We start from the raw sequence: 11,096 nt of genomic DNA on the forward strand, positions 1-11,096 counted from the left end.
GTGTCGTCAATGGTCCGGGCGAGGCCCGTGAGGCGGACCTGGGTGTCGCCTCCGGCAATGGCAAGGGGCAGATCTTCGTCAAGGGCGAGGTCATCAAGACCGTGCCCGAGTCGAAGATCGTCGAGACCCTCATCGAAGAGGCGATGAAGCTCGCCGAGCAGATGGAGAAGGACGGCGTCGCCTCCGGCGAGCCCGAGGTCAGCGTCGGCTGACGCTCCTCCCGTACGCACCGGTGCCCCGCCCCCGTGGCGGGGCACCGCCATATCCGTACACAAGGGAGGTGCACGGAGGAGACGGGAGGTACAGTTCCAGGACCTGTTTCCCCTGGCCTCCGGCCCCGTGACGGTGAGGCAATCCGCGAAGTGCTGACGACGACCACCACCAAGGTCCTGGAGCCCGGCGAGCTCGACGCCGCACTGGGCGTGCTCGACCGGGACCCCGTCGCCAACGCCTTCGTCGCAGCCCGCGTCCGCATCGCCGGACTCGACCCCTGGCGGCTCGGCGGCGAGATGTGGGGCTGGTACGCGGGCGGCCGCCTGGAGTCCATGTGTTACGCGGGCGCCAACCTCGTCCCCATCGGCGCCGGCCCCGAGGCCGTACGGGCCTTCGCCGACCGCGCCCGCCGGGCCGGCCGCCGCTGCTCCTCGATCGTCGGCCCCGCGGGCCCGACCGCCGAGCTCTGGTCGCTCCTCGAACCGCACTGGGGCCCGGCCCGCGAGGTCCGCTCCTGCCAGCCGCTGATGGTCACCCGCGGCATGCCCGCCGGCATCGAGCCCGACCCGCTGGTGCGCCGCGTGCGCAGGGACGAGATAGACGTCGTCATGCCGGCGTGCGTGGCCATGTTCACCGAGGAGGTCGGGGTCTCCCCGCTCGCCGGGGACGGCGGCCTGCTCTACCAGGCCCGCGTCGCCGAACTCGTCGGCTCCGGGCGCTCGTTCGCCCGCTTCGAGGACGGCCGGGTGGTCTTCAAGGCCGAGATCGGCGCCGCCACGCCCCAGGCCTGCCAGATCCAGGGCGTGTGGGTGGCCCCCGAACACCGCGGGCGGGGGCTGTCCGTGACAGGCATGGCAGCCGTGCTCCGTTACGCGCTGCGCGAGGTCGCGCCCGTGGTGAGCCTGTACGTCAACGACTACAACACCGCGGCCCGGGCCGCGTACCGGCGCGTGGGCTTCGAGGAAGTCGGCGCGTTCATGAGCGTGCTCTTCTGACCGCAGGTCCCGGGCCGTACGGGCGGGTAGCCTCCCGGACATGGATGACATCGCGGTCGGACCCCTCGACCTCGCCGCGCGGGTGGACGACGCGCTGGCCGTACAGGCGGTCGCCTTCGGCCTCAGCGTCGAAGAGGTCGGCGTACGGCGCCACATCGTGCTCAGGCACCTCACCTGTCCCGGTGCGCGTGCGCTGGGGGCCACCACCGGGGACGGCCGGCTGGTGGGCTTCGTCTACGGCATGCCGAACGACCGCATGCACTGGTGGTCGACGGTCGTCGAACCGTATCTGCGGGGGACCGGGTGCGAGGACTGGCTCGACGACTCGTTCGTCATCACCGAGCTGCACGTGCTCCCGGCGTTCCAGAACCGGCGGATCGGGCGGACGCTGATCACGTCCATCACGGGGGACGCGGACGAGCCGCGGTCGATCCTGTCCGCAATCGACCGCGAGAGCCCGGCGCGGGCGCTGTACCGGAAGCTGGGGTATCACGACTTGGCGCGCCAGGTGATTTTTCCGAGCGCGCCGATGCCGTATGCGGTGATGGGGGCGAAGTTGCCGCTGCTGGGGTGACGGCTCCCCTGCGGGCCGGTGGGGCTGATCGCGCCCACGCGGCAGAGCCGCATGATTCAACAGCCCCGCGCCCCTTACGGGGCGCACCCCCGGGCTACAGCAACCCCGCGAATTCCAGCAGCAGTTCACCCTGTGCCCGGTAGCCCGCGGCCAAGCCGCGTACCCCCGCCTCCGCCGACCGGAACACCGCCCAGCCGCGCAGGCGTTCACGGTCGACGTCCAGGGAGTCGGCCAACTTCGCCACCCTGCGCCGCGCGGCGGCCGCCGCTCCCGGCGAGGCCAGCAGCGTGTCGAGCCGGTCCCGCACCATCCACGCCACGTCGTACGCCCGCTCCCCGACCACCGGTCGGGGAGCGACCGTCAGCCACGGCGCCCGGTCCCCGGCGAGGACCTTCCCCTGGTCGAAGGCGCCGTGCAGCAGCACGGGTTCCTCGCCGGCGTCGCCGGCCAGCGCCTCGCGCAGCGACAGCGCCTCGTCCACCACCGCCCACGGCTCCTCGCAGAGTTCCCGCAGGCCGCCCGCCAGGGCCCCCGTGTGCTCGGCGACCCCCGCGAACGGGTGGCCGGAGGGCGCCGGCACCCACAGCCGCTGCAGTGTCGCCGCGGCCTCCAGCTGCGCCTTCGGCTCCGCCAGCGACCGCAGGCTCACCTCGCCGTGCAGCCGCTCCAGCAACAGCGCCCCGGCCGCGGGGTCCGCGTCCAGGACCCGTACCGCGCAGCGGCCGTCCCAGTGGACGAGGGCCGCGTGCTCGCGGACGGGCGTGCCGTCCGGCAGGCCGAGCTTGAGCGCGGCGGGCGTGCCGTCGGACCGGCGTACCAGGACGACCAGGCTCGTCCGCCCGCCCGGTGTCCGTACCCGTTCGGGCGTCAACTCCCAGCGCTCCAGATACTCCTGAACGGTGATCGGCAGCCGGGCCAGCCACTGCTGTGCCGCCTCCCCGTACGCGGGGTCGGAACTCAGGGTGCGAACCAGCCGCTCCGGCGGTTCGAGGCGGTCGTGCACGTTTGCCATCCCTGGGCTGTCCTTTTCGTCTTCGCTGGTCAGGCCCGCTCGGCGAGCCCAGGGAAGGTTACGCTGCCGCCCCGCCAGCGCGCCGCGCGCACCGCCGCCTCGCGCAGTGCCGCCGCCGCTTCGGCCCGCAGGGAGCCGTCGGCGGCGCGGACGAGATCGGCGTAGACGCCCGCGACCCGGCTCTCCAGGTCGGTCGCGAGCCGCACCGCCGCCGGCGCGTCCTGCACCGGGAAGGGGAGGGAGTACGCGGCGGACGCCGCCTGCGGGGTGCCGCCGAGGTCCCGTACGGCGCGGTCCATGGCGTCCCGCCGGGCGCGGTGCGCGTCGTAGGCCTCGCGGGCCTCCGTGGCCCGGGACTCCTCGACGCGGCTGCCGACCACCCCGTACCCGTACACGGCGGCGTGCTCGGCCGCGAGCGCGGCCTGTGCCGCTTCGAGCGCGGTCACGCCGCACCACCTCCGGAGCCGAGCAGGTAGGCGTGGACCGCGCCGGCCGCGGCGACGGAGGCGAGCAGCCGGGCGAGTTCCGGCGGGGCCGTGACGAGCGCGGCGGTCCGGGCGTCCGCGGTTCGCCGCTCGGCGTCGGCGAGGGCGGCCAGGGCGGCCTTCTCGTCCGCGGGGACCTGCACCCGCGGGGCGGCGGCGGAGGGGGACGGCGACGGAGTCGGCCGCGGTCCGAACGCCTCGGCGTGCCGGGCCACTTCGGCCCGCAGCGGCCGCAGCCGCGCCGCCGGCCCGGGATGGGCGGCGATCGTCGCGTCGTACCGCTCCAGCAGCGCCGCGGAGTCGCGCCCCGCGCGTATCCGCAGTCGCTCCGCGGCCGAGGTGTGCTCGGCGTCCGGGCCGCCGGCGCAGCCGCCCAGCAGCGCGGCGGCGCCTCCGGTCAGCAGGGCCGCGGCACCCCCCGCCAGTACCCTGCGTCTGTGCGGGCCGACTGCGCCTCGCGTCGTCGTCGTGAGCGGCACGGTCCTCATTTCCGGCTCGTACGGGCCTGGTCACCGCACGCGAGCGTACCGGCGCGCGGCAGGGCGGCCGCGGACCGGGCACCGAATCGTCAGCCGGCTGCCGGAACAGATAGGCTTTGACCTGACACGCGACTTTCCCACAACAGCACACGCGGCCGAGGAGTCACCCGGATGAGCACCACCCAGAGCGAGAGGCTGCGCGAGCTGCTGGCCCCTCTCGTCGACGCGCGAGAGCTGGATCTGGAAGAGGTCGAAGTGACTCCGGCCGGCAAGCGGCGTGTGCTGCGCATCGTGGTCGACGCCGAGGACGGCGTCCAGTTGGACGAGTGCGCGGAACTGAGTCGCGAGGTCTCCGCGAAGCTCGACGAGTCCGATGTCATGGGTGGCGCCCCGTACGTCCTGGAGGTCACCTCTCCCGGCGCCGACCGCCCCCTCACCCAGCACCGCCACTACGTCCGTGCCACGGGCCGCCTGATGAGGGCGCAGCTCACGGAGGGCGGTGAACTCGTCGCACGGATCCTCTCCGTGGACGAGGACGGGCTCGATCTGGAGGTGCCGGGCGTGAAGGGCCGCAAGCCCACCGCCCGCAGGCTGGCCTTCGGCGAGATCGCCAAGGCCCGGGTGGAGATCGAGTTCAACCGCAAGGTCGCGGAAAAGACCGAAACGACCGACGACATTCAAGAGGAGGCGTAGCCGTGGACATCGACATGAGCGCCCTGCGGGGTCTGGTGCGAGAGAAGGAGATCTCCTTCGACCTGTTGGTCGAGGCGATCGAGTCGGCCCTCCTCATCGCCTACCACCGCACCGAGGGAAGCCGCCGCCGGGCCCGCGTCCAGCTGGACCGGTCGACCGGGCACGTGACGGTCTGGGCCAAGGAGGACCCGCAGGATCTCGAAGAGGGCGAGGAGCCCCGCGAGTTCGACGACACCCCGTCCGGTTTCGGCCGGATCGCCGCGACCACCGCGAAGCAGGTCATCCTCCAGCGTCTGCGCGACGCCGAGGACGAGATCACTTTCGGTGAGTTCGCCGGCCGCGAGGGCGACGTCGTCGCGGGCGTCGTGCAGCAGGGCAAGGACCCGAAGAACGTCCTGGTGGACATCGGCAGGCTGGAAGCCATCCTGCCGGTCCAGGAGCAGGTGCCGGGCGAGGAGTACAAGCACGGCATCCGCCTGCGGACGTACGTGGTCCGGGTGGCCAAGGGTGTCCGCGGCCCGTCCGTGACCCTCTCGCGCACCCACCCCAACCTGGTGAAGAAGCTCTTCGCCATGGAGGTCCCGGAGATCGCGGACGGTTCGGTGGAGATCGCCGCCATCGCCCGCGAGGCCGGCCACCGCACCAAGATCGCCGTCCGGTCCACCCGGTCCGGCCTCAACGCCAAGGGCGCCTGCATCGGCCCCATGGGCGGCCGGGTGCGCGCGGTGATGGCCGAGCTGCACGGCGAGAAGATCGACATCGTCGACTGGTCGGACGACCCGGCCGAGCTCGTCGCGCACGCCCTGTCACCCGCACGGGTGAGCAAGGTCGAGATCGTGGACCTCGGGGCGCGCTCCGCACGGGTGACCGTGCCCGACTACCAGCTCTCCCTGGCCATCGGCAAGGAAGGGCAGAACGCCCGGCTCGCGGCACGGCTGACCGGCTGGCGGATCGACATCCGCCCGGACACCGAGCAGCCGGCCGAGCAGGCCTGACGGCGGACGGAAGCAGCAGGGGGCGCACGGTGCGCCCCCTGAGCCCGTCCCCGGGCCCGGAAAACTGGCCGATCTTGGCCGAAACGCATACGCGCGCGATCACTGCCCCAAAGGGGTGAGGTCCGCGCGGGGAGGTAGACTTAATCAGTGTCTGGCCGGACGCATGCCCGCGCATGCCCTGAGCGCACCTGCGTGGGGTGCCGGGAGCGAGCGGCCAAGGGCCAACTGCTGCGGACCGTGGTGATCGAGGGCGTCGTCGTCCCCGACCCTCGCGGTACGCTGCCCGGCCGGGGTGCATCCGTGCATCCCACACCGGTCTGCCTCGATCTGGCGGTGCGCCGCCGGGCGTTCCCGAGGGCGTTCAAAGCCTCCGGGGTGCTCGACACCGCGGAGCTGCGCCGGTACATCGAACGGACCGGCTGACGGCCGGCAGCACCGGCAGGCAACACCGTAAGAAGAACGGCACGGGCGACCGTGCGGTCAGGTACCTCGCGAGTTGGAAGTAGGTCGAGATTGCGATGAGCACTCGATGAGTACGCGATGAGTACGCCCATGAAGTAGCGACGGTCCGGTGGACACCCCGGACCTAGAAGGAGCGAAGTGGCTAAGGTCCGGGTATACGAACTCGCCAAGGAGTTCGGAGTGGAGAGCAAGGTCGTCATGGCCAAGCTCCAAGAACTTGGTGAATTCGTCCGTTCGGCGTCCTCGACGATCGAGGCGCCGGTCGTCCGTAAACTGACTGACGCGCTGCAGGGTCCCGGCGGAGGCGCCGGCAAGCCCTCTGCGAAGCCCGCGGCGCCGCGCAAGGCTGCCGCGAAGCCGGGCGCGCCCACTCCGGGCGCCCCGAAGCCCGCCGCCCCGGCCCCCAAGCCGGCCGCGGCCCCCACCACCCCCAAGCCCGCAGGCGCTGCGCCCGCGCCGGGTCCGCGTCCGGGTCCCAAGCCCGCTCCGGCGGCCCCGGCCAAGCCCGCCCCGGTCACCCCGGTGCCCGCCGCGGAGTTCTCCGCGCCGGCCCCGGCCGCTCCCTCGCAGGAGCGTCCGGCCGCGCCGCGTCCCGGTGCCACGCCCGGCCCGCGCCCCGGCGCCCGTCCGGGTCCCGCCGGCCAGCGCGAGGGCGGCCGTCCCGGCGGCCAGCGTCCCGGTGCTCCGGGCGAGCGCGCCCCGCGTCCGGGCGGCCGTCCGGCCGGTCCGCGTCCGGGCAACAACCCCTTCACCTCCGGTGGCTCCACCGGCATGGCCCGTCCGCAGGCCCCCCGCCCGGGTGGCGCCCCGCGTCCGGGTGCTCCCGGCGCCCCCGGTGCCCCCCGCCCGCAGGGTGGTCCCGGCGGTGCCCCGCGCCCGCAGGGCCAGGGTTCCCGTCCGACCCCCGGCGGCATGCCGCGTCCGCAGGGTGCTCCCGGCGGCGCGCCGCGTCCCGGCGGTGCTCCCTCCGGCAACCGCCCGAACCCGGGCATGATGCCGCAGCGTCCGGCTGCCGGCCCGCGTCCGGGCCCCGGCGGCGGCGGTCGCGGTCCCGGCGGCGGTGCCGGTCGTCCCGGCGGCGGTGCCGGCCGTCCCGGCTTCGCCGGTCGTCCGGCCGGTCCGGGCGGCGGCGGTCGTCCGGGCGGTGGCGGCGGCGGCTTCGGCGGCGGTCGTCCCGGTGGCGGCGGCCCCGGTGGCGGCGGCGGCTTCGGCGGCGGTCGTCCGGGTGGCTTCGGCGGTCGTCCGGGCGGTCCGGGTGCCCGTGGCGGCACGCAGGGCGCCTTCGGCCGTCCCGGCGGTCCGGCGCGTCGCGGTCGCAAGTCCAAGCGCCAGCGTCGCCAGGAGTACGAGGCCATGCAGGCCCCGTCCGTGGGCGGCGTGATGCTGCCGCGCGGCGGCGGCGAGACGATCCGTCTCTCCCGTGGTGCCTCCCTCACCGACTTCGCGGAGAAGATCGGCGCCAACCCGGCGTCGCTCGTCGCCGTGATGATGAACCTCGGCGAGATGGTCACGGCCACGCAGTCCGTCTCGGACGAGACGCTGCAGCTCCTCGGCGGCGAGATGAACTACCAGGTTCAGATCGTCAGCCCCGAGGAGGAGGACCGCGAGCTGCTCGAGTCCTTCGACATCGAGTTCGGTGAGAACGAGGGCGGCGAGGAGATGCTCGTCGCGCGTCCGCCGGTCGTGACCGTCATGGGTCACGTCGACCACGGCAAGACGCGACTGCTCGACGCGATCCGCAAGACCAACGTGGTCGCGGGCGAGGCCGGCGGCATCACCCAGCACATCGGTGCCTACCAGGTCGCGACCGAGGTCAACGACGAAGAGCGCAAGATCACCTTCATCGACACCCCGGGTCACGAGGCGTTCACCGCCATGCGTGCCCGTGGTGCCAAGTCGACCGACATCGCGATCCTCGTGGTGGCGGCCAACGACGGTGTCATGCCGCAGACGATCGAGGCCCTGAACCACGCCAAGGCGGCCGACGTGCCGATCGTGGTCGCGGTCAACAAGATCGACGTCGAGGGCGCCGACCCGACCAAGGTGCGCGGTCAGCTCACCGAGTTCGGTCTGGTGGCCGAGGAGTACGGCGGCGACACGATGTTCGTCGACATCTCCGCCAAGCAGGGTCTGAACATCGACAAGCTGCTCGAGGCCGTCGTCCTCACCGCCGACGCCGCGCTCGACCTGCGCGCCAACGCGGAGCAGGACGCGCAGGGCATCGCGATCGAGGCCCACCTCGACCGTGGCCGCGGCGCCGTGGCCACCGTGCTCGTCCAGCGCGGTACCCTCCACGTCGGCGACACGATGGTCGCCGGTGACGCCTACGGCCGTGTCCGCGCGATGCTCGACGACAAGGGCCAGAACGTGGAGGAGGCGGGTCCGTCGACCCCGGTCCTCGTCCTCGGTCTGACCAACGTCCCGGGCGCCGGCGACAACTTCCTCGTCGTCGACGAGGACCGCACGGCCCGCCAGATCGCCGAGAAGCGCGCTGCGCGCGAGCGCAACGCCGCCTTCGCCAAGCGCACCCGCCGGGTGTCCCTCGAGGACCTCGACAAGGTGCTCAAGGCCGGTCTGGTGCAGGATCTCAACATCATCATCAAGGGCGACGCGTCCGGTTCGGTGGAGGCCCTCGAGTCCTCGCTGCTCCAGCTCGACGTCGGCGAAGAGGTCGAGATCCGCGTGCTGCACCGCGGTGTGGGTGCGGTCACCGAGTCGGACATCAACCTGGCGACCGGCTCCGACGCCATCGTCATCGGCTTCAACGTCCGCGCCGAGGGCCGTGCCACGCAGATGGCCGAGCGCGAGGGCGTCGACGTCCGTTACTACTCGGTCATCTACCAGGCGATCGAGGAGATCGAGGCGGCCCTGAAGGGCATGCTGAAGCCGGAGTACGAAGAGGTCGAGCTCGGTACGGCGGAGATCCGCGAGATCTTCCGCTCGTCCAAGCTGGGCAACATCGCGGGTGTCCTCATCCGCTCCGGCGAGGTCAAGCGCAACACCAAGGCGCGCCTCATCCGCGACGGCAAGGTCATCGCGGAGGACCTCACCATCGTCGGTCTGCGTCGCTTCAAGGACGACGTCACCGAGATCCGCGAGGGCTTCGAGGGTGGTATCAACCTCGGAAACTTCAACGACATCAAGATCGACGATGTCATCGCGACGTACGAGATGCGCGAGAAGCCGCGCGGCTGATCGCTCTGACCGTATCCGGGGCCGGTCGGCGGATGTGAATATCCGTCGATCGGCCCCGGCCGTTGCGTGTACGGTGCTTGGAGTCCTGTGCACCAGGCGCAGGCGCCACACGCCTCCCGGGTGGGCTTCACCCGTCACATATGTATGTAGGGACGCTGTCCTTCGACCTCCTCCTCGGCGACGTCCGGTCGCTGAAGGAGAAGCGCTCCGTCGTCCGCCCGATCGTCGCCGAGCTGCACCGCAAGTACGCGGTCAGCGTGGCGGAGGTCGGCGACCAGGACCTCCACCGCAGGGCCGTGATCGCGGTGGCGGCGGTGTCCGGGGACGCGGGGCACCTCACGGACATACTGGACCGCTGCGAGCGCCTGGTCGCCGCACGGCCCGAAGTGGAGCTGCTGTCGGTCAGGCGGCGGTTCCACGGCGACCACGACGACTGAGCACGTCGCGGGCGCCGACAGCACAATGGTGAAAGACGAGAAGGAGTAGGACCAGTGGCCGACAACGCGCGGGCGAAGAGGCTGGCGGACCTCATTCGCGAGGTGATCGCCAAGAAGCTCCAGCGCGGAATCAAGGACCCGCGGCTGGGCACGCACGTGACCATCACGGACACCCGGGTCACCGGCGACCTGCGGGAGGCGACGGTCTTCTACACGGTCTACGGCGACGACGAGGACCGGGCCGGCGTGGCCGCCGGGCTGGAGAGCGCCAAGGGCATCCTGCGCTCCGAGGTCGGGCGCGCGGCGGGCACCAAGTTCACGCCGACGCTGACCTTCGTCCCCGACGCCCTGCCGGAGAACGCCCGGACGATCGAGGACCTCCTCGACCGTGCGCGCTCGTCCGACGCCAAGGTCCGCGAGGCCTCCTCGGGCGCGAAGTACGCCGGCGAGGCCGACCCGTACCGCAAGCCGGACGAGGACGGGGACGCAGCCGCCGAATGAAGCACAAGAACACCCCTCCGGACGGGCTGGTCATCGTCGACAAGCCCGCCGGGTTCACTTCGCACGACGTCGTGGCGAAGATGCGCGGCATCGCGAAGACCCGTCGCGTGGGCCACGCCGGGACCCTCGACCCGATGGCCACCGGCGTGCTCGTCCTCGGCATCGAGCGGGCCACCAAGCTCCTCGGCCACCTCGCGCTGACCGAGAAGGAGTACGTCGCGACGATCCGGCTCGGCCAGAACACCGTGACGGACGACGCGGAGGGCGAGATCACCTCGTCGACGGACGCCTCCGAGGTCACCCGCGAGGCGATCGACGCCGGGATCGCCAAGCTCTCCGGCGACATCATGCAGGTGCCGTCGAAGGTCAGCGCGATCAAGATCGACGGCGTGCGCTCGTACAAGCGGGCGCGCGAGGGCGAGGACTTCGAGATCCCCGCCCGCCCGGTGACCGTCTCCTCCTTCGCCCTGCACGCCGTGCTGCCGGCCGAGGCCGAGGACGGCACCCCGGTGCAGGACCTGCTGGTCTCCGTCGTCTGCTCCTCCGGCACCTACGTCCGCGCCCTGGCGCGCGACCTCGGCGCCGACACCGGGGTCGGCGGGCACCTGACGGCCCTGCGGCGCACCCGCGTCGGGCCGTACCGCATCAACGACGCCCGGACGCTCGACCAGCTCCAGGAGGAGCTGACCGTGATGCCCGTCGCGGAGGCGGCTGCTGCGGCCTTCCGGCGCTGGGACGTGAACGAGGAGCAGGCCCGGCTGCTGGGCAACGGCGTGCGGCTGCGGCTGCCGCTCTTCGAGGGCAGCGGCCCGATCGCCGTCTTCGGCCCGGACGGCCGCTTCAAGGTCCTCGTGGAGGACGAGCAGGGACGGGCCAAGAGCCTGGCCGTCTTCGGCTGACACCTCACCGTGGGACGGGGAGGTGTCACCGGACGCGCTCCCCGCCCCACGATCCCCCTCCCACAGCTCTCTATCCATGCCGGTCGCTTGATTCACCCCAACGGGCAGGCGCTCGGAGTGAACCAGGGGGGTGGAAGGGGGCGCGTTCAGGATGTG

Annotated in this window: 12 protein-coding genes and 1 pseudogene; 10 read left to right on the plus strand and 3 right to left on the minus strand. The window is 72.5% G+C overall.

Annotated elements, in window-relative coordinates; all coding sequences use genetic code 11:
* The 3 genes and pseudogenes from ACLHRZ_RS31275 to ACLHRZ_RS31285 form a co-directional block, all read left to right on the plus strand.
* Positions 1-212: pseudogene (locus tag ACLHRZ_RS31275) on the plus strand (flavodoxin-dependent (E)-4-hydroxy-3-methylbut-2-enyl-diphosphate synthase); the annotation flags it as partial.
* 150 nt (positions 213-362) lie between these two features.
* A complete protein-coding gene (locus ACLHRZ_RS31280; RefSeq protein WP_490421954.1) occupies positions 363-1,208 on the plus strand; it encodes a GNAT family N-acetyltransferase in 846 nt (281 codons plus the stop codon).
* A 40-nt stretch (positions 1,209-1,248) separates the two neighbouring features.
* Positions 1,249-1,782 carry a GNAT family N-acetyltransferase gene (locus tag ACLHRZ_RS31285; protein WP_490421955.1) on the plus strand — a complete coding sequence of 178 codons (534 nt, stop codon included), beginning with the start codon at positions 1,249-1,251 and terminating at the stop codon, positions 1,780-1,782.
* A gap of 94 nt (positions 1,783-1,876) precedes the next feature.
* Here the strand turns inward: ACLHRZ_RS31285 and ACLHRZ_RS31290 are convergent, their stop codons facing one another.
* The 3 genes from ACLHRZ_RS31290 to ACLHRZ_RS31300 are packed head-to-tail and all read right to left on the minus strand — an operon-like array spanning position 1,877 to position 3,767.
* Positions 1,877-2,794 carry an aminoglycoside phosphotransferase family protein gene (locus ACLHRZ_RS31290; RefSeq protein ID WP_490421956.1) on the minus strand — a complete coding sequence of 306 codons (918 nt, stop codon included), beginning with the start codon at positions 2,792-2,794 and terminating at the stop codon, positions 1,877-1,879.
* A gap of 29 nt (positions 2,795-2,823) precedes the next feature.
* On the minus strand, positions 2,824-3,240 hold the full coding sequence (locus tag ACLHRZ_RS31295; protein WP_490421957.1) for a ferritin-like domain-containing protein: 417 nt from the start codon (positions 3,238-3,240) through the stop codon (positions 2,824-2,826).
* On the minus strand, positions 3,237-3,767 hold the full coding sequence (locus ACLHRZ_RS31300) for a hypothetical protein (protein ID WP_490421958.1): 531 nt from the start codon (positions 3,765-3,767) through the stop codon (positions 3,237-3,239). The genes ACLHRZ_RS31295 and ACLHRZ_RS31300 overlap by 4 nt, the downstream gene beginning before the upstream one ends.
* 162 nt (positions 3,768-3,929) lie before the next feature.
* On the opposite strand from ACLHRZ_RS31300, the gene rimP reads away from it, so the two are divergent.
* The 7 genes from rimP (at position 3,930) to truB (ending at position 10,940) form a co-directional block, all read left to right on the plus strand.
* The gene (rimP, locus tag ACLHRZ_RS31305; protein ID WP_490421959.1) at positions 3,930-4,451 is read left to right on the plus strand and encodes a ribosome maturation factor RimP; all 522 of its coding nucleotides are present in this window, start codon (positions 3,930-3,932) and stop codon (positions 4,449-4,451) included.
* 2 nt (positions 4,452-4,453) lie between these two features.
* The gene (gene nusA, locus ACLHRZ_RS31310; RefSeq protein WP_490421960.1) at positions 4,454-5,446 is read left to right on the plus strand and encodes a transcription termination factor NusA; all 993 of its coding nucleotides are present in this window, start codon (positions 4,454-4,456) and stop codon (positions 5,444-5,446) included.
* A 147-nt stretch (positions 5,447-5,593) separates the two neighbouring features.
* Complete coding sequence (locus ACLHRZ_RS31315; RefSeq protein ID WP_490421961.1) at positions 5,594-5,869, plus strand: YlxR family protein; 276 nt, start codon at positions 5,594-5,596, stop codon at positions 5,867-5,869.
* A gap of 177 nt (positions 5,870-6,046) precedes the next feature.
* The gene (gene infB, locus ACLHRZ_RS31320) at positions 6,047-9,103 is read left to right on the plus strand and encodes a translation initiation factor IF-2 (RefSeq protein WP_490421962.1); all 3,057 of its coding nucleotides are present in this window, start codon (positions 6,047-6,049) and stop codon (positions 9,101-9,103) included.
* Positions 9,104-9,243: 140 nt separating this feature from the next.
* On the plus strand, positions 9,244-9,540 hold the full coding sequence (locus ACLHRZ_RS31325; RefSeq protein WP_490421963.1) for a DUF503 domain-containing protein: 297 nt from the start codon (positions 9,244-9,246) through the stop codon (positions 9,538-9,540).
* 54 nt (positions 9,541-9,594) lie between these two features.
* A complete protein-coding gene (gene rbfA, locus ACLHRZ_RS31330) occupies positions 9,595-10,041 on the plus strand; it encodes a 30S ribosome-binding factor RbfA (protein ID WP_490421964.1) in 447 nt (148 codons plus the stop codon).
* Entirely contained in the window at positions 10,038-10,940 is a 903-nt protein-coding gene (gene truB / locus ACLHRZ_RS31335) for a tRNA pseudouridine(55) synthase TruB (RefSeq protein WP_490421965.1), read from the plus strand. Before rbfA ends, truB begins: the two co-directional genes overlap by 4 nt.
* Positions 10,941-11,096 lie beyond the last annotated feature (156 nt).

The organism is Streptomyces sp. AM25 (assembly GCF_058146165.1).

Excerpts from the sequence above, each read along its gene's own strand:
- ACLHRZ_RS31285 (WP_490421955.1), top strand. The coding sequence starts at position 1,249 with ATGGATGACATCGCGGTCGGACCCCTCGACCTCGCCGCGCGGGTGGAC.
- ACLHRZ_RS31290 (WP_490421956.1), bottom strand. The coding sequence starts at position 2,794 with ATGGCAAACGTGCACGACCGCCTCGAACCGCCGGAGCGGCTGGTTCGC.
- ACLHRZ_RS31300 (WP_490421958.1), bottom strand. The coding sequence starts at position 3,767 with ATGAGGACCGTGCCGCTCACGACGACGACGCGAGGCGCAGTCGGCCCG.
- rimP (WP_490421959.1), top strand. The coding sequence starts at position 3,930 with ATGAGCACCACCCAGAGCGAGAGGCTGCGCGAGCTGCTGGCCCCTCTC.
- ACLHRZ_RS31325 (WP_490421963.1), top strand. The coding sequence starts at position 9,244 with ATGTATGTAGGGACGCTGTCCTTCGACCTCCTCCTCGGCGACGTCCGG.
- truB (WP_490421965.1), top strand. The coding sequence starts at position 10,038 with ATGAAGCACAAGAACACCCCTCCGGACGGGCTGGTCATCGTCGACAAG.